Below are 17,872 nucleotides of genomic sequence, written 5' to 3'. Positions count from 1 at the left end.
TAAAAATAGTGTTAGATTTTATAACATTAGTTTGAATAAATAACCGTAAATCTAAAGAATTTTGCCTTAATACCATTCCAAAAGAAATTTTTTTAGTCTAATGTTCTTATAATCCATCCCTACTTATTTCCCACGCTAAAAAACGAACCAAAAAAAGGGCCCTCAAATCGAGGGCCCTTCAAAAATATAATTAGTTAACAGCAACGAGACACTTTACCACCTTTAGCATTATACCGTTCATCCTGCGCTTCACAGAAAAATTCTTTCCTAGTTTTTACTGGATCTTTGGGATGGTGGACCTTCATATGGTCTACATAAGTTTCATAACTAGGTACGCCGACAAGCAAACTTACAAACTGCTTTCTGAAGCTAAGAATCTTTGCTATTCTTTTCAACATTGTCTTCCCTCCCTTATGACCTTGATACATAAGGTGATTCATGTAAATCTATTTTTTGATTTTTCAAGACCTTGATCCATAATCTTATGGCTGAAATCAGGACAGTGATGACAACAATCATGAAGATGGCACAAAGGGCTGCATCCACATAATCGTTGATGATAACTCGTTTCATTTCGGCTAAGTTAGCTGCCGGGGCAAGAACCTCCCCTTTATCATAGGCGGCTTTAAATTTGTCCTTATGCGCCAAAAAGCCAATCGCCGGGTTTTCATGGAATAGCTTTTGCCAGCCTGCCGTCATGGTTACAATCAATAAGAATACAGTCGGTACAAGCGTAACCCATGTGTACGATTTTTTGCCCATTTTGAAAAGGACAGTTGTACCAAGCAGCAATGCAATGGCTGCAAGCATCTGATTTGCAATTCCAAACAACGGCCAAAGTGTATTTATTCCACCAAGAGGATCTATAACTCCTTGATAAAGGAAGTAACCCCAACCAAGAACACAAATAGCCGTCGCAATGATGTTTGGCAGCCATTTACTCGTCTGTGCAAATGGCTTATAAAAGGTTCCTAGAATATCTTGAATCATAAAACGTCCTACCCTTGTTCCAGCATCAATGGTCGTTAAGATGAACAATGCCTCAAACAGGATCGCGAAATGATACCAGAAAGCCATCATTGAAGCGCCACCAACCACCTTTGAGAAGATATGAGCCATTCCAATTGCAAAGGTTGGTGCTCCTCCAGTACGGGATAAGATCGTTTCTTCTCCGACATCATCTGCCAGACCAGTAATCATCTCTGGTGTCAAAATGAATCCCCAATCGGAAATCGTCGCTGCTACCTGAGCTGGCTCCGTTCCAACAACTGCACCTGGGCTATTAATCGCAAAGTAAATCCCTGGTGTCAGTACGCAGGCTGCTATCATCGCCATGATGGCAACAAAGGATTCAGTCAGCATAGCTCCGTATCCTATTGGACGCGAATGAGATTCACGTTCAATCATTTTAGGCGTTGTACCGGAAGAAACAAGAGCATGGAATCCCGACACTGCTCCACAAGCAATCGTGATGAACAAGAACGGGAATAGATTCCCTGAGAAAACAGGTCCTGTTCCATCAATAAACTGAGTGACAGCAGGCATTTCAAGGCTTGGCATGACGATAAAGATACCAAGCGCAAGCCCGATGATCGTTCCGATTTTCAAGAATGTACTTAAATAATCACGTGGTGCCAATAGCATCCATACTGGCAGAACAGAAGCAACAAATCCGTATACGATCAACATGATTGCGATTGTTTCACCACTGAACGTAAACATTGGCGCCAATGTCGCGCTTTCGGATACAAATCGACCGAAATATAAAGCAAGCATCAATAAGATAATACCAATAATTGAACCTTCACCAACCCGACCAGGCCGGATATATCTCATGTAGACGCCCATAAGGACTGCAATCGGGATGGTTGAAGCGATTGTAAACATCCCCCAAGGACTGCCAACCAAGGCTTTTACGACTACAAGGGCGAGTACCGCTAATAATATAATCATGATACCAAGAATACCCACCATTGCAATCAAACCTGTAATAGGTCCAATTTCCTCTTTAATCATCTCACCAAGCGATTTGCCGTTACGGCGCATCGAACCGAAGAGTATAATAAAATCTTGTACCGCTCCGGCTAAAACAACTCCAACTACAAGCCAAAGTGTTCCCGGCAAATATCCCATCTGTGCAGCAAGGATCGGTCCTACAAGCGGACCAGCTCCAGCAATTGCTGCAAAATGGTGACCAAACAACACCCATTTATTTGTAGGGACGTAGTCTTTTCCATCATTATTTGCTTCTGATGGAGTCTGACGATTGTCATCTAGCTCAAACACTTTCTGTGCGATAAATTTACTATAAAAGCGATACGCAACCGAATATACACAGAGAGCTGCAGTGACTATCCACATGGCATTAATACTTTCTCCTCGGTTTAAAGCAACGAAACCAAAACTTACTGCACCAACCGCCGATATAATCCCCCAAAGAATGACTGATTTAAGCGTTTTCATTTTTTCATCTCCTATCTATTAAAATTATTAATTACTATAAAAAGTCTTCATTTCATATGGCAATACGATTCCATACTTCCCCCTTAACCAAACGAATTTAAAGAATTTTGTATATATTCAGAATTATATGTCATTAAAAGGTTTCTTAGCAATAGTCAATTAGTCAATTTGTAATGGATTTATAACCACTTTTATGGAATATACCGTCTTTCTTCCTGATTTGTAGGCACTTCACGAAATGGCCGTCAATACCACAACTATTCCGTTAACTAATCTTTATGTATCCAAGCGAAGCAATGGATTAACCTCATCAAACGCATTGAATTAACCATGAACAAAGGCATTCCTGCTGATTCAGAGGAAGGAAGGCTGATTGCTGAAGACTTACATTTGTCTGAGTTGATTTTCGGGGGAAACAAAGAACTAGAAGAGAAATTCTGGGATGTGCGTTAATCGGAGACTGACTCTTCTTCCGCAGGCTTGTACCCGGTAAAGGCAGAGCTCCTTGCTTTTTTAGACGAAGCAATTGCATCATTAAATGAAATCGAATGCAATTCCTAGGGATAGGCTTTTGACTTTACAGTACCAACGTAAAAATGTGCGCCCAGCGGCACACATTTTTTTCATCCGGTCTGATTTTCCTTTAATGAGCTGCGATAAAGTTCGGAATAAAATCCTCGCTGCTGCAAAAGCTCATTATGAGAACCTTTTTCAATGATTCTTCCTTCATCAAGTACCAGAATTTGATCACTTTGCTGAATCGTATTCAATCGATGAGCAATGACAAAACTCGTTCTTCCCTCCATCAATCGGTGTAACGCTTCCTGGATTTTCAGTTCGGTAATCGTATCTATACTGCTTGTCGCTTCATCTAAGATTAATAGAACGGGATCTGCTAAAATCGCTCTTGCAATCGATAGAAGCTGGCGCTGCCCCTGACTGATTCCACTGCCATCCTGATTCAAAATGGTATCATATTGATCTGGAAGCTTCATGATAAAGGAATGGGCATTTGCAAGCTTGGCTGCATCCACAACGTCTTCATCCCCCGCCTCTAATCGTCCGTAGCGGATATTTTCAAGAATGGTCCCCTGAAATAAAAAAGAATCCTGTAAAACAAATCCCATATGCTTACGGAGGCTGGCTCTCGTGACCTGCCGGATATCCTGGCCGTCGATCAAAATCCGACCACTGTTTGGTTCATAAAAACGGGCAAGCAAATTAATGATTGTCGTTTTACCTGCCCCCGTAGGCCCCACAAGAGCGATGGTTTCTCCTTTTTCAGCATGAAAACTGACATCATGTATTGTTTGATCTTCTTCATTATATGAAAAGGAAACACCTTCAAAGTCCACCTCACCACAGACATTCCGAAGTTCACCGGCCTGTTTCTCATCCATTTCCTCTTCTTTTTCATCAAGAATGGCAAATACACGCTCAGCACCAGCAACAGCCGAAAGCAGCGTATTAAATTGGTTAGCTAGGTCATTTAATGGCCGGGTGAATTGCCTTGAGTACTCGGTGAAAATGACAATGACCCCGATGGAAACCGTACCAACGCCACTCAGTGCCAAAAATCCACCGACAGCAGCAATTACCGTAAAGCTTAAGTTGTTCAGTAAATTCATTAGCTTTGGAATCAGCCCTGAATAAGATTGCGATAAAAACCCAGCTTTCTTTAAGTTTTCACTCCGGGTAATAAAATCGCTGATAACTTTATCTTCCTGTGAAAAAGCCTTCACGATCCGCTGTCCGGAAATTGTCTCCTCGATAAACCCGTTCAGTTCGCCAAGATTTTTCTGCTGTTCTTTAAAAAGCTTTCCTGTCCGGTTTGTGATCCATCTCAACCCGAAGAACATAAGCGGAACGATAAAGAGAGTAAGAAGCGTTAGCAATGGGCTCAAATACAGCATCACTCCGATTGTTCCTACCAATGTCAGTAAACTTGAAAAAACCTGAATCACAGAACTATTCAAAGTAGAACTGACATTTTCAATATCATTCGTTACCCGACTCATCAATTCCCCATGCTGACGGCGGTCAAAAAAGGGGATCGACAACTGATGAAGCTTTTTAAACAATTGATTGCGCATCACATACACCGTATCCTGTGCAATCCCGATCATCCAATAATTCTGCAACCACATCGAAAGTGAATAGAAAATATAGACCGCGAGAAGCCCGAACAACAGGTTTATTAGCCCTCCGCTATCTTTGGTGACAATATAATCGTCTATGGCCATCCCAACAAGAAAGGGTCCGAGTAATCCCAATACCGAGCTTATTAGTACCATAAGCAGGACATAGAATAGCAGACCTTTATTCGTTGCTAAATAGGGGATTATTCGTTTTATCGTATTCCATGAGTTGGATGGTTTTGACTTTGCATTAGCGGGAGATATTTTTCGACTCAAGTGAAATCCCCTCCTCCCCAAACTGTGAGTGAACGATTTTTCGATAAAGAGTACTTGTTTTAATCAACTCTTCATGTTTTCCTTCCGCAAGCATTTCACCATTTTCAAGCAATAAAATTTTATCTGCCTCCATGGCTGTACTAATTTTTTGTGTAATGATAAGTGTCGTACATGTATAGGACTTTAAAGCTTTAAGCAGTTTACTTTCTGTTTTTAAATCCAGGGCACTTGTACTGTCATCCAGCAGAAGAATCTTCGGTCTACGCACCAATGCCCTCGCAATCGATAACCGCTGTTTTTGCCCACCTGACAGATTCACTCCTTTTTGCCCTAACTGCGTTTCATATTGTTTTGGCAGTTTCATCACGGTCTCGTGAACCTGAGCATGCTCGGCTGCTGTCATAAGCTCTTCCATCGTGGCGTTTTCTTTCCCCCAAGCAATGTTATTCTTTATGGATCCTGAAAAAAGCAAGGCTTCTTGCGGTACATAGCCAATCCTTTTTCTAAGGGAATCCAAGGGAATATTTTTCACATCTTGGCTGTCTATAAAAATGGATCCGCTTTCAACTTCGTACAATCTTGGAATTAGCTGAAATAAGGAGGTTTTCCCTGAGCCTGTCGCTCCGATAATAGCAAGCGATTCTCCCGCTTCAACAGTGAAGCTCAAATTTTTCAATACCGGTGTACCACTTCCAGGATAACGGAATGATACATCCTGATACTCGATGCTTCCTGCTTTAACGGCCCCACTCTGACTTTCCATCTTACCTTCATCTAGATCTATGGGGGTTTCAAATATTTCAGTCACGCGTTCAGCTGAAGCCTTTGCTCGTGAAATGACCATGATCAGCCACGAAAAAACTGAAAGTGATGCCGCAATCCTCGTTGCATAGTTAACAATCGCCACCACTTCCCCGACCTGTATATCTCCTGTTGCAATAAATTCGCTTCCAAGCCAAAGAATGACCAGGATGGCCAAATTCATAACCAGCATCAGCACCGGCATCGTTGTTTCAATTAAACGAAGGGAAGTTACAGTCTTTCTTTTCAACTCGTCATTCGCCTCGTCAAATCGCTTGATTTCATGCTCCTTACGAAGAAAAGCTTTAATTAAGCGCATGCCTATCAGATTTTCCCGCATGACGCTATTAACATTATCGAGCTTTTTCTGGACGAGTTTAAATAGTTTAGTCGCCCGTTTCATAACCCACCCTAGAAAAAACACAAGAATGGGAATCGAAATGACTAACACAAGAGACAGTTTCAAATTGACCGTAATCGCCATGATCGCGCCACCAAGTACAATTAATGGAGCTCTTGCCATGATACGCAGACCCATGAAAACCGTATTTTGAAGCTGAGTCACGTCATTCGTCATCCTTGTAATCAAAGATGAGGTCGGAATGTTATTCAAATTAGCAAAAGAAAACGCCTGAATTTTTCCAAAAAGGCTTTTCCTGACATCATGGCCAAAACTCTGACTCACATGAGATGCTGTAAACGAATTAACGATTCCTCCAAGAAATGAAAAAATAGAAAGTCCCACCATAATGCTTCCCCACTTAATCACTACTGATAGATCTTTCTGTAAAATACCATCATCAATTATTTTTGCAATAAATAGCGGTTGTAACAGTTCAACACCGAGCTCAACAATCATTAAAAATAAAGCGAGAGTAATTAAGAGTCGGTATGGCTTTAGAAATGAGAACAGTTTTTTCATCTATGACACCCTTCAATTCTTCATATGTAGATAGCATTTTTATCTTTTCATTATACATTTTTATACAGAATTTAAAAAAGATTTTGAAATAATTAATAGGATTGGTAAATAACTTGAAATTTTTTTTAGAAATACGCTTGACAAATAACAGGAAATAAGAGAAAATTCTAATTGATAATGATTTTCAATTTCATTATCGATCTCTGAAATTTGATAAGTAAATACGATAATCTATTATCGTACCCTTTTGATATTGTACATAGATACAATGTCGCCCCGGCTTCTCTGTGCCTAGTAAAAATTATATGCTTAGTAGCGAATGCAAGTCACTAGAATATTGCCCCCTCTTTATTCAAGTCATTTTATTCACGTTGAAAGCATATTAGGCAGCCGGGGATTATTTTTTTTGAAAACTAATAAACGTACATATATAGATAAAAGGAGCAGGATGAACATGAAACTTGAACAAATCATTAAAGAACGGCGCAGTATTAAGCGATTTAAGGACATTCCTGTTCCCCTTGATACCATTCAATCCTTATTGGAAACTTCGACATGGGCACCTAATCACAAAATGACCCAGCCGTGGCGCTTCATCGTCGTGCAGGGTGATAGCCGTTTAAAACTGGCTGAAGCAACCCGTGCTTTTATGGCAGGCAAGGAAAAGGATCCGGAAAAGAAAAAAGAAGCTGGACAGCGCGGATATACTAAACTAAAAGATGTTCCAATGTTTGTCGCGGTTGTAATGGACGAAAATCCAAATCCGATGACTCGCGAAGAAGATTATGCAGCTACAAGTGCCCTGATTCAGAACTTCAGCCTGCTTGCCTGGGAACAAGGAATCGGAATGATTTGGGAAACATACGGCATGATTCACAGCACAGAGTTCCGTGAAGCTTTAGGCGTAAATCCTGGTGAAAAAATCGTCGGTAGTCTGCACGTTGGCTACCCCGATATGATTCCCACCCCACGTCCACGGAAATCGATTGAACAACTCCTAACAGTTATGAACTAACTAAAAAGGAAAGCCTCCAATCTTCAATTTGGAGGCTTTCCTTTTCTTTATTATAGATGTCTAATAGGTTTTATAAATAAAACTTCATATGAGACTTTTCCTGCTTATAATAATCCAGCCTTTCCTGTAGTGTTCCCGTATGGAATTCGAACTTATGACCATCTAAATCAGTAAAATAAATAGACCTTTTATCTCGCTCATTTCTCTCCCTGCCTGTAAGAATATTCACCTGTAAGCTTTCCAGCTTCTCATAGATTTCATCAAAGTCTTTTTCATCAATTGAAAACGCCACATGTGTATATGAATCTTTTATTTCATTTCTTGATATATCCTTTTCTAAATTAAGAGCGATCCACATACCATTCAAATCGAGGTAGGCCGTGGAATTTCCCTTAACTAGCAACTTCGCTCCAAATACAGCTTCGTAAAATTCAGTAGATTTATCTAAATCAGAAACTGAAAATAAAAAGTGATTCAACCCTTTAATATTGATAAACTTCCTCTCCCTTCCTGTAGAAAATAATCATTTGCCACAAAAAAAACTATTATATAATAACCGGCACTTTAATTTTCAAGTTGAATTCTTCATTATTCCTATAAACCTTCATTCTAAGCCATTTTGTAGTCAGTAAGATGGGACCGTAAATATCTTGGCGAGATTTTTGATTAACAGTAAAAAACCTCCCTTTTCAAGGAGGTTTCTAAAATCTCATTCTCAAAAAAACTCGTGATATAAAGCCTGAATTGCCGTCTCTTCACTATGACCTTTCACACCGAACATCATGCTCACCTCAGAAGAGCCTTGGTTGATCATTTCGATGTTGACCTTAGCTTCAGCCAACGCTTTTGATGCTCTTGCCGTTGTACCCACATTATGACGCATGCCTTCCCCGACAACCATAATTAACGCAAGGTTATGTTCCACAATCACTTCATCAGCATGAAGCTCCTGCTTAATGCGCGAAACGATCTTCTTCTCAGCTTCCTCTGTCATTTGATCCTGCCTTAGTATAAGCGTCACATCATCAATACCGGATGGGATATGTTCATATGAAACCCCGTAATCTTCAAGGATGTGAAGCAGTTTGCGTCCAAATCCGACTTCACGGTTCATCAAGTATTTGCTAATGTAAATACTGCAAAACCCTTTGTCACTCGCAATCCCAATAACCGGGCCATTCGTATTATCGCGTGTGCTCACAATACGCGTCCCCTGAGCCGCTGGGTTATTCGTGTTTTGGATATGAACAGGAATTCCGGCACGAAATGCAGGAATTAAAGCCTCGTCATGGAACACCGAGAAACCAGCATAAGAAAGCTCACGCATTTCGCGATACGTTAACTCTCGGATTCCCTTTGGATTGGAAACCACGTTTGGATTCACAGCGAAAACGGCATCCACATCTGTAAAATTCTCATACAATTCGGCCTTAACCCCATTGGCAAGAATCGAACCCGTAATATCCGAACCACTCCTTGAGAACGTTAAAACATCGCCATCTAACGTGTAACCGAAGAACCCTGGGAATACTACAATTCCCGGCTCATCACGTAGAGCATATAACCGCTCATATGATTCGGGCAGCACTTTAGTGTATCCATCTTCATCCTTTACAATCAAGCCAGCTTTCTTCGGATCCATATACTGCGCCTCTACCCCACGGCTTTGAAAATAAGCCGCAACCAGCTTCGCATTATTATCTTCACCGCTTGCCTTTAAAGCATCCAAATAACGCTTCGGATTATTTTGATCTGCACGTAACAACGTGTGCAAATCTTCACGAATCTCTTTAATGACATCCTCTGAAATATCTAATTCTTCAGCAATACTCGCATACCGAGTGACCACATCTTCTATCAAGAGCTGGCCATTCTCACCGCGCAGTTGCTGTTCGGCAACTTCAATCAATAAATCCGTCACCTTTATATCATCGGAATTGCGTTTCCCTGGAGCCGAAACAACAACAATCTTCCTCTCTGGATCAGAAACCACAATTTCGAATACTTTTTTTAACTGTTCACCTGACGCAAGTGAACTTCCGCCAAACTTCGCAACTTTCATCCCGACATCCCCTATTTTTAAAAATATTCTGTCAAAATCAACTCTCCCTATTATTACGTGTTTTGACAAAACAATCAAGAGTTAATTCCGTTACACAAGGACATTTGTGTTTTCGATAAAGACAAAGTGGATAAAATTATTGAATGAGGATGCAGAAAAACGTATAATAATCACTCTACTTTGTAGCACTTTTCACATTTTATACGGTTCATTTACAAAAAAAAACGTCAAAACAAAATACCTAGATTCTGTTTTGACGGGTTAAATTAAATATCTTAGAATCAGTGAATCACTCGATAGGATTCATCCTGTGTAGCTGTGTTTTTCTGTGCTTTTCCCTAACCTAGTAACTGGCGATAACTGCCTAAGAGCACCATTCTTAATGAGCTTCGATTACAGAATGAAGATCCTCTTCTTCTGCATTCGGTGATAGGTACATTGCGTCTGCCAGACAATAGGCTTGTAACAGTCATTTTCGAAAAATGACCAGAGGGGCTCCAACCGCATAAGAGGCTCCTCTAATGTTTAGCGATTATCTACAGTTTCCGGATACAAGTCGTGATTCATCAAGCGGAAATTCGCCATTTCCTCAAACTTCGTCCCTGGTTTCCCGTAGTTTGTGTATGGATCAATAGAAATTCCGCCCCTAGGTGTGAACTTGCCCCAGACTTCAATATATTTCGGATCCATCAACTCGATTAAATCGTTCATGATGATGTTCATGCAATCTTCGTGGAAATCACCATGGTTGCGGAAGCTGAACAAATAAAGCTTCAAAGACTTGCTTTCGACCATCTTCACACTAGGAATATAGCTGATGTAAATGGTTGCAAAGTCCGGCTGGCCAGTAATTGGACATAGGCTTGTAAACTCCGGACAATTGAACTTGACAAAGTAATCCCGGTTCGGATGCTTGTTATCGAACGACTCCAAAATTTCAGGCGCATAGTCGAATGTATATTTTGTGCCTTGATTCCCAAGTAATGTGATATCTTTTTTTAATTCTTCTTCTTTTCTTCCAGACATAAAAAGTCCTCCTCTTCCACGTTTCACAGGGAGATTCATAAAGTGGGCCTCTATATAACAAAAACCATATCTCCTCAAGATATGGTTGATTCGCGAAAAATATCAAAGCCATAGTTTTTTTAAGAGGGTGATGCTATGAACCTCTCCCGATTTTCGGGAAATATTTTAAAATTGTCATAGTAAATATAGAAAAAAATATCTAATCTGTCAATCATACTTTTTTAATTTAGTTTGATTCCTACATGCATTCAGCTTAAAATGTAGAAGAAGTTTATCCTACATGAAGGAAGAGATTAAAGCAATGTGGATCTTTGCAGCACTCATCACCAGTTTGTGTTTCGGAATCAATAACAGCATTTTTAAATGGAGTAGCGGAAAGGGTTACTCAAAGGTACATATCCAATTTTTCTTTTATTTTGTAGCTTTTATTTTGGCCATATTTTATGGAGTACTTGTGGATGGTTTGAACCTGAACTTGCTTTCTATCATGCTAGGTGCAGCAATTGGTGTACTGAACGCTAATGGAAATATCCAGATGGCAAGCGCCTTTGAAAAAGGTCCGGCAAGTTTGACATCTCCATTAATTGCAGCGAATGCAATATTTCCCATTCTCTGTGCAGCATTAATTTTTCACGAACATATTTCTTCCTTGCAGTGGAGTGGAATAGTCTGCATGCTTCTCGCTACCTTAGTCATTCAGTATACACCTAATGCTAAAGGTAATCATCAATATTTACCTTGGATTATGCACACTTTATTTTCCATTTTATCTTTTGGTGTGCTCGGCATCTTAATGACGACATCAACACGTCTTCATTTAAACTCCCTTGATATTCTAGTATCAATGTATGGGGGCGGAACTCTTTATCTTCTTTCGGCTTTGGCCTTTAAGAATGAAAAAATCAAGCTACAAGAAGTCAAAATTGGTTCCTTAGTAGGTTTTTTAAGCATCATAGCCTATGGATGTTATTTCTTTGCGTTGAATACCGGCATCGCAAGCATCATTTTTCCTGTCGTCAGCCTAAACTGTTTAGTGGTCGTATTTGCTGGATGTTATTTATTCAAAGAAAAACTAAAATCCTATCAAATTGCCGGCGTATTTGCAGCCTTAATCGGAATTATCTTAACCAAAATTTAAATAATAAATTTTCTAAAACAACCTGGCTGTCATGCAAACTAGCCAGGTTGTTTTTATTTAGGAAATAGGGTCTGATCCCTACACAACAAGCCTTAAAAACTGATACAACAATCTTTATGCAAATAAAAAATCTCGGGAAATTTGGTCTGGCCCCAAAAAGTGTTGACATTTCTTTTTAAATATCAGATAATTGTGAATATTAAATCTTCACCTTCGTTGCTTTCGAAATGTTTGAAAAATCTTCATCTTTGGGAATAAAAGAAGTACGTACAACACTCCCATTTAATACTGAATTAAGAAAGGAAAGATGCATAATGGTAAAAGTTACAGTAACAGTTGATTTCCAAGGAAAGTCTTATCAAACTAACGTCCTTACTAAACCAGGTACTAATCAAGAAGAAATTTTACAACAAGCGCTTCATCAAGTGGAAAAACAATGGAAAGCATAAAAAAGCAGGCTTCGTTTTAGAAACCTGCTTTTTTTATTACCTTTTCAGATATAATTTACCAAAATTACTTTTCACATGCACTTATACTAATAAACAAATTAACCCTTTTCAATACTGTTTTATTTATGTACTTCTATTGTTTTATTATCCTAAAGCATTTTTTTGAATTCGAAGAACCCCTCGATTACAATTCACTCCCACTTTTAATTGTTTTTTCCATATGATACTAATATAAAGACGTCAGTTTGTGAACGCTTTTACACTCAATCTGAATAACTAGTAATTTAGTATTTTCAATAAAGAAGGAAAGAAAGGTACCTAAATGAACAGGGCTTTATTAACTATAATTTTTACCATCGAATAAAAAAATGGATTACACAATAAATAATTTAGAAAAAAAGACAGTCTTTTTAAAGACCGTCTTTTTTTATGTTCCTTTTAAACAAAATCCCTTATTACTGGCATAGAACGTTCTTGCAGGCTATCGGAAAGCAAACTATACGCAACTGATTTCTTCTTGTACTGTTTGACTACATCCACGTGGTCGTTGTAAATGTGCACAAGTAACCTAACATCCTTTTTGCCGCTTTTAGTATCAATGACTAATGGGGTCCCATTGTTTTCTGGATGTAAAAACAATTGCTCGTTCCCTGGAAATATATGATTTTTTTTCAAAAATATAGCTTCATTAAAATAATTAATAACTTGAATTTTGTCTTCACCTTCCAAGCGTTTTCCGTCAATGGTTACGATGCAATTCGCGTCACTAAGTTCTGAATGCAGTTTAAATTTGCTGATAATCCAATTCGCTGCATCGGTTGGAAGACAGGTAACTAATAGCTTAACCAAGCTTATGAGAATTGTTAAAATCAAAACAGGCAATGTCATATTTCATCATCTCCGCTAAGTTCTAAATTAATTATTATATCAAAGGGGGGAACAGTTTTTCTTTGAAGATGTGACCGTTCTATTAACGTTTCACTTATGGTGAAACGTTAATAGAACGGGTGCCTGAAGAAGGGCACTAAAGATACGAAGACGTAGATTAATGCGTAATCAGTCTAAAATGTACGCAGTATAGTAGAAATTAAGGAAATTATAGAAGCCACTAAATTATTTTAACGGCTTGTTGAATTCTTTTTTATATAAAAAGATGATTATTATTCTCTTTGATTCACTAATGGCTGGTACTAAAGCTACAGATAAAGAATACGTTTCAAAACCCGGAAGAAGCATTAAAGGCATTACCATTACCTTTTCCCTCTCCTCCAAATGAATCTAAGGGTAAGCCACTCGATAATCCGAGCAAACAGTAAAAGACCCAATAAAGGGGAAGCTATCTCGTCCTAGAAATAATGAGCAATGATCAGGGTAAAAACTCAACATTTATTATTTAAATTATTATGAAAAAAGATGTTTTTTGTTTGAAGATTCCTCGAATTTTCAAGGAATTCTTGTGTATAACGAATCTAGCTCCTATCTTCTTACCCATATTTTCTCCCATTCCCTGTAAATAAAATATTCTGAAATGGTTATACTAAACTTAATTGGTTCATCTTCATCCTTCATAACAATACAAATTTTTATGATGAAGTGAATAGAATGGTATATAAATTCCCACTTACTATAATTAAATACAAAAAAACTGGGCGTCATCAAGACGCCCAGTTTTGCAGGAATGGATTATTGATATCCCCAAATCATTGTTAGCATTGTACCGAAAATTGTAACCAAAGCAACAAACAATCCGTAATAAACGTTTGTGTAAATCGATGCTTTATCCTCAGACTCTCCTGCATGCATGAACATAACCAATTGAAGTGCTGCTTGCATGAAGGCTGTAACAAGTAGGATGATCATTGCCATTTTAAGTGAGAGATCAAACACTATAACTGATAGTGCAACCAAAGTCAGGATTAGTGAAAAGGCAAATCCCATAACTTGGCCCCGTGGGAATAATTGTTTCATATTACATCATTCCTTTCAGGTAGACGAAACTGAAGATGAAAATCCAGACAACGTCTAAGAAATGCCAGTAAAGAGAAAAGATGAAAGCTTTGTTTGCTGTTTCTGGAATCAGACCGCGTTTTTTAACCTGCAGAATGATGAATGTTCCCCAGAATAAACCAAGTGTAACGTGAGCTCCATGCGTACCTAGTAACGTAAACAAACTAGATAAGAAAGCACTTGTTTGAATGGTTGCTCCTTCATGTACATACTCCACGAATTCATAGATTTCGACTCCCAAAAAGCCTAAACCAAGAATAAGAGTAATAACGAAGAAACTAAGCATCGCTTTCTTACTACCAAGTCTCATTGCATTGATTCCAAGACCAATGGTAAAACTACTAGTTAAAAGAAAAATTGTTTGAAGCATTAGGGTTGGTACTTTAAAAAGGTGTTCCCCTGTTGGACCATTTCCAGTACCGTTAACTAATACAAAATAAGTGGCGAACAGTGTAGCGAAAAGAGCTATTTCTGCTCCCAGGAAAATCCAGAACCCAAAAATCTTTAAGCGATTTTCTTCCGTGCTATATTCTAGTGGCAGCGAGTTATCTATTTTCATTACTTAGCACCTCGCAATTTATTTTCAGTTTCTTCAATCTCTTCAACGGAGATATAACGTCCGTGATCTTTTTCGAATGAACGGTGAGCCATACAAGCAAAGATACCAAGTGTTGCAATGATTGCAATGATCCACATGCTGAATACCATTGCAAAGCCCCAAACGAAGAAGATACAGCTCATGATAAACGGCACGCCACTGTTATTTGGCATATGAATCTTTTCTACTTTACCGCCAAATAATTTAAAGCCCTTTTTCTTAGAATCCCAGAATGCTTCTGTAGAATCAACTGTAGGCACAATTGCAAAGTTATATTCTGGTATTGGTGTATGTGTAGCCCACTCTAGAGAACGTGCATCCCATGGATCGTTTGAAATATTTCTTGATGCATAACGAGTACTCCAATAGATGTTGTACACAATAAGCGCGAAACCTATTGCTAAGCCAATTGCTCCAACGAAAGAGAGCATATTCAATGGACCATAGCCCGTTGATTCAGAGTACGTATACATACGACGTGCTTGCCCATCTAAACCAGTGATGAACATCGGGAAGAATGTTACATTAAAGCTGATTGTAATGAACCAGAACGACCATTTCCCAATCTTTTCGCTCAACATGAAGCCAAACATTTTTGGCCACCAGTACGTAAAACCAGCAAGTACGGCAAATACAGTACCAGGGATTAAAACGTAGTGGAAGTGAGCTACTAAGAACATTGTATTATGGTATTGGTAGTCAGCACTTGCCATGGCAAGCATAACCCCGGTTACCCCACCGAGCGTGAAAATCGGAATGAAAGCTAAAGAGTATAACATTGGGACGGTAAAAACGATTTTACCTTTCCAAAGTGTGAACAACCAGTTGAAAATCTTAACACCGGTCGGAACAGCGATTGCCATTGTGGTAATCGAGAAGATACCGTTAACCATTGCACCGTGACCCATTGTGTAAAAATGGTGAGCCCATACAACGAAAGATAGAGTAGAAATAGCTACCATCGAGATAACCATCGAATTATATCCGTACAGGTTACGACGTGCAAAAGTCGAAATGATTTCACTGTAAATACCGAATGCCGGAAGAATAACTATATAAACTTCAGGATGTCCCCAAACCCAGAACAAGTTCGCCCAAAGCATATCGCTACCGCCATTGGCCATCGTAAAGAATTGAGTTCCGAATAGACGATCCATTGTCATCAACGCAAGTGCCACTGTCAATACAGGGAAAGCGAAAACGATAATGAAGTTTGTGATCAAGATAGACCATGTGAACATTGGCATTTTCATTAAGTTCATACCAGGTGCTCTCATTTTCAAGATTGTTACGATAAAGTTGATACCAGTCAGTAATGTACCGATACCAGCTATTTGAATTGCAATCGCGTAATAGTTCGAACCTACTGATTCACTGAAATCGTTACTTGCCAGTGGGAAGTAAGATGTCCAACCTGCATCAGGAGAACCACCAACTACGAAAGAGATGTTAAATAGCATTGCACCCATAAAGAATAACCAGAAGCTTACTGCGTTTAGACGTGGGAATGCTACGTCACGCGCTCCAATTTGTAATGGTGTAACAATGTTCATTAACCCAATGATAAATGGCATAGCCATGAACAGGATCATGACGACCCCGTGTGTTGTAAATATTTCATTATAATGCTGTCCATCCAACAAACCGTTATCAGGCACAGCCGTTTGAGCACGCATCATGATAGCATCGGCGCCACCACGGAAAAGCATAAGTAGTGCTGACAAGATGTACATGATACCAATACGTTTATGGTCAACCGTTGTTAACCACTCACGCCATAAGTAACCCCATTTTTTAAAATAGGTAATTCCGGCAACAACCGCAATCATGGTTAAGCCAATGGCAACCATGGATACATAAATCGCTGGACTTGGATGAGGTACGGCAAATCGATCAAAGTAATCCATACTTTTGTGACTCCTTTCAGGAAAATATTCCTTGTGTAAACCTAGTTGTTTTATCGAGTGAGATTAATTCTTAATGATTCATGTTGCTGTGTTCTGAATGTTCCTCGTGTGAATCTTTGGTGGATTCATCGGATTTCTCAGAATCAGTTTTTTCAGTATCAGATGATCCGTGCATACTATGACCAGCATGTTCCCCTTCAGGAGCTGGAGAAAACTCTAAGTGAGTTCCAGTGTAAGTGGATTGTCCCACATGACCAGGTTCTAATAATTTATTGAATTTTTCCTCAGTAATCGGTTCAGCAGTAGCTTTAATTTCATCTACCCACTTATCATATTCTTTTGTAGGCATTGCCTTAACGTTGAACGTTTGCTGAGCAAAACCTGAACCACTGAAGTTTGAATTTCGACCCATATACTCTCCTGGTACATCAGCTGCTAAGTGCAACGTGTTTACCATGTCCGACATCGCGTATTTTTGTCCTCCAAGTTGCGGAATCCAGAAACTAGCAATTGGTCCGTATGAATAAAGTTTAAATTCAATTGGTCGGTTAGTCGGTATAAACAGATAGTTAACTGTTTCAATATCTTCTTCCGGATAACTAAAATGCCACTTCCAGTTAGAAGATGAAGCGTAAATAACTAATGGTTCTTGCTCATCGTATCCTTTAGGTGTTGCCTCAACTTCATTTGTTGTTTTAACAGTAACAACTGATAGGAAAGCGACGATTAAAATTGGGATCGCAACCCAAATTATTTCAAGAACCTTACTTCCTTCAATATGAGGTGGTTCATAATCATCACGCTGTTTGGATGCACGATATTTCATTATCATGAAGATATACAGTACAATAACGACAAGAACGACAAAGGCCATTGTCCATATCGAAATCATAATAACATCTGCTTGTGTTGCAGCTACTGGCCCTTTAGGGTCCAAGACCATTAATGGGTTATCGCAACCGGTTAGCACAGTGGCAATAGTAAAAAGTATAGTTAATAAAGCCCATTTTATTTTCATAGTACTACCCCTTTCTTACATAATAAAATTCCTATTGGTAATTATTCGGACA

General features: G+C 39.0%; 16 protein-coding genes. 3 read left to right on the top strand and 13 right to left on the bottom strand.

The features are described from left to right. Nucleotides 1-194: 194 nt before the first annotated feature. The 4 genes from NST21_RS02640 to NST21_RS02625 form a co-directional block, all read right to left on the bottom strand. Complete coding sequence (locus NST21_RS02640; RefSeq protein WP_056522596.1) at nt 195-398, bottom strand: YbdD/YjiX family protein; 204 nt, start codon at nt 396-398, stop codon at nt 195-197. Nucleotides 399-411: 13 nt separating this feature from the next. Continuing rightward, nucleotides 412-2,463: a carbon starvation CstA family protein gene (locus tag NST21_RS02635; protein ID WP_340887570.1), complete on the bottom strand. Its 2,052-nt coding sequence runs from the start codon at nt 2,461-2,463 to the stop codon at nt 412-414. Between the two features lie 623 nt (nt 2,464-3,086). Continuing rightward, entirely contained in the window at nt 3,087-4,877 is a 1,791-nt protein-coding gene (locus tag NST21_RS02630; RefSeq protein WP_340887569.1) for an ABC transporter ATP-binding protein, read from the bottom strand. After that, complete coding sequence (locus NST21_RS02625; RefSeq protein ID WP_340887568.1) at nt 4,852-6,600, bottom strand: ABC transporter ATP-binding protein; 1,749 nt, start codon at nt 6,598-6,600, stop codon at nt 4,852-4,854. The genes NST21_RS02630 and NST21_RS02625 overlap by 26 nt, the downstream gene beginning before the upstream one ends. Before the next feature lie 454 nt (nt 6,601-7,054). Here NST21_RS02625 and NST21_RS02620 point away from each other — a divergent pair, with 454 nt between their 5' ends. Beyond that, nucleotides 7,055-7,615 carry a nitroreductase family protein gene (locus tag NST21_RS02620; protein WP_340887566.1) on the top strand — a complete coding sequence of 187 codons (561 nt, stop codon included), beginning with the start codon at nt 7,055-7,057 and terminating at the stop codon, nt 7,613-7,615. A 70-nt stretch (nt 7,616-7,685) separates the two neighbouring features. Here NST21_RS02620 and fosB read toward each other — a convergent pair whose 3' ends face one another. From fosB to queF, 3 genes are all read right to left on the bottom strand, one after another. After that, nucleotides 7,686-8,108, bottom strand: a complete 423-nt coding sequence (gene fosB, locus NST21_RS02615) for a metallothiol transferase FosB (RefSeq protein WP_201183522.1) — start codon at nt 8,106-8,108, stop codon at nt 7,686-7,688. Nucleotides 8,109-8,330: 222 nt separating this feature from the next. Beyond that, entirely contained in the window at nt 8,331-9,677 is a 1,347-nt protein-coding gene (locus tag NST21_RS02610; RefSeq protein WP_098176964.1) for an aspartate kinase, read from the bottom strand. Between the two features lie 525 nt (nt 9,678-10,202). After that, entirely contained in the window at nt 10,203-10,703 is a 501-nt protein-coding gene (gene queF, locus NST21_RS02605) for a preQ(1) synthase (protein ID WP_053344304.1), read from the bottom strand. A 280-nt stretch (nt 10,704-10,983) separates the two neighbouring features. Here queF and NST21_RS02600 point away from each other — a divergent pair, with 280 nt between their 5' ends. Together NST21_RS02600 and NST21_RS02595 are read left to right on the top strand one after the other, a co-directional pair. Further along, nucleotides 10,984-11,841 carry a DMT family transporter gene (locus NST21_RS02600; RefSeq protein WP_340887565.1) on the top strand — a complete coding sequence of 286 codons (858 nt, stop codon included), beginning with the start codon at nt 10,984-10,986 and terminating at the stop codon, nt 11,839-11,841. Between the two features lie 314 nt (nt 11,842-12,155). After that, a complete protein-coding gene (locus NST21_RS02595; protein WP_098176965.1) occupies nt 12,156-12,290 on the top strand; it encodes a BA3454 family stress response protein in 135 nt (44 codons plus the stop codon). Between the two features lie 438 nt (nt 12,291-12,728). Here the strand turns inward: NST21_RS02595 and NST21_RS02590 are convergent, their stop codons facing one another. The 6 genes from NST21_RS02590 to qoxA form a co-directional block, all read right to left on the bottom strand. Beyond that, nucleotides 12,729-13,178 carry a YfmQ family protein gene (locus NST21_RS02590; RefSeq protein ID WP_340887564.1) on the bottom strand — a complete coding sequence of 150 codons (450 nt, stop codon included), beginning with the start codon at nt 13,176-13,178 and terminating at the stop codon, nt 12,729-12,731. 225 nt (nt 13,179-13,403) lie between these two features. Further along, a complete protein-coding gene (locus tag NST21_RS02585) occupies nt 13,404-13,541 on the bottom strand; it encodes a hypothetical protein (RefSeq protein ID WP_340887563.1) in 138 nt (45 codons plus the stop codon). A 432-nt stretch (nt 13,542-13,973) separates the two neighbouring features. After that, a complete protein-coding gene (gene qoxD, locus NST21_RS02580; RefSeq protein ID WP_053344301.1) occupies nt 13,974-14,258 on the bottom strand; it encodes a cytochrome aa3 quinol oxidase subunit IV in 285 nt (94 codons plus the stop codon). 1 nt (nt 14,259) lies between these two features. Next, entirely contained in the window at nt 14,260-14,856 is a 597-nt protein-coding gene (qoxC, locus tag NST21_RS02575; RefSeq protein ID WP_053344300.1) for a cytochrome aa3 quinol oxidase subunit III, read from the bottom strand. Continuing rightward, nucleotides 14,856-16,802, bottom strand: coding sequence for a cytochrome aa3 quinol oxidase subunit I (gene qoxB / locus NST21_RS02570; protein WP_340887561.1), 1,947 nt, complete (start codon nt 16,800-16,802; stop codon nt 14,856-14,858). The genes qoxC and qoxB overlap by 1 nt, the downstream gene beginning before the upstream one ends. A 70-nt stretch (nt 16,803-16,872) precedes the next feature. Beyond that, entirely contained in the window at nt 16,873-17,820 is a 948-nt protein-coding gene (gene qoxA, locus NST21_RS02565; protein WP_340887560.1) for a cytochrome aa3 quinol oxidase subunit II, read from the bottom strand. Nucleotides 17,821-17,872 lie beyond the last annotated feature (52 nt).

This window comes from Peribacillus sp. FSL K6-1552 (assembly GCF_038005205.1).
GTDB classification, from domain to species: domain Bacteria; phylum Bacillota; class Bacilli; order Bacillales; family DSM-1321; genus Peribacillus; species Peribacillus butanolivorans.
This window is presented reverse-complemented; position numbering and strand designations above follow the sequence as displayed.

Excerpts from the sequence above, each read along its gene's own strand:
- NST21_RS02640 (WP_056522596.1), bottom strand. The coding sequence starts at position 398 with ATGTTGAAAAGAATAGCAAAGATTCTTAGCTTCAGAAAGCAGTTTGTA.
- NST21_RS02635 (WP_340887570.1), bottom strand. The coding sequence starts at position 2,463 with ATGAAAACGCTTAAATCAGTCATTCTTTGGGGGATTATATCGGCGGTT.
- NST21_RS02625 (WP_340887568.1), bottom strand. The coding sequence starts at position 6,600 with ATGAAAAAACTGTTCTCATTTCTAAAGCCATACCGACTCTTAATTACT.
- NST21_RS02620 (WP_340887566.1), top strand. The coding sequence starts at position 7,055 with ATGAAACTTGAACAAATCATTAAAGAACGGCGCAGTATTAAGCGATTT.
- NST21_RS02610 (WP_098176964.1), bottom strand. The coding sequence starts at position 9,677 with ATGAAAGTTGCGAAGTTTGGCGGAAGTTCACTTGCGTCAGGTGAACAG.
- queF (WP_053344304.1), bottom strand. The coding sequence starts at position 10,703 with ATGTCTGGAAGAAAAGAAGAAGAATTAAAAAAAGATATCACATTACTT.
- NST21_RS02600 (WP_340887565.1), top strand. The coding sequence starts at position 10,984 with ATGAAGGAAGAGATTAAAGCAATGTGGATCTTTGCAGCACTCATCACC.
- NST21_RS02595 (WP_098176965.1), top strand. The coding sequence starts at position 12,156 with ATGGTAAAAGTTACAGTAACAGTTGATTTCCAAGGAAAGTCTTATCAA.
- NST21_RS02590 (WP_340887564.1), bottom strand. The coding sequence starts at position 13,178 with ATGACATTGCCTGTTTTGATTTTAACAATTCTCATAAGCTTGGTTAAG.
- NST21_RS02585 (WP_340887563.1), bottom strand. The coding sequence starts at position 13,541 with ATGGTAATGCCTTTAATGCTTCTTCCGGGTTTTGAAACGTATTCTTTA.
- qoxD (WP_053344301.1), bottom strand. The coding sequence starts at position 14,258 with ATGAAACAATTATTCCCACGGGGCCAAGTTATGGGATTTGCCTTTTCA.
- qoxC (WP_053344300.1), bottom strand. The coding sequence starts at position 14,856 with ATGAAAATAGATAACTCGCTGCCACTAGAATATAGCACGGAAGAAAAT.
- qoxB (WP_340887561.1), bottom strand. The coding sequence starts at position 16,802 with ATGGATTACTTTGATCGATTTGCCGTACCTCATCCAAGTCCAGCGATT.
- qoxA (WP_340887560.1), bottom strand. The coding sequence starts at position 17,820 with ATGAAAATAAAATGGGCTTTATTAACTATACTTTTTACTATTGCCACT.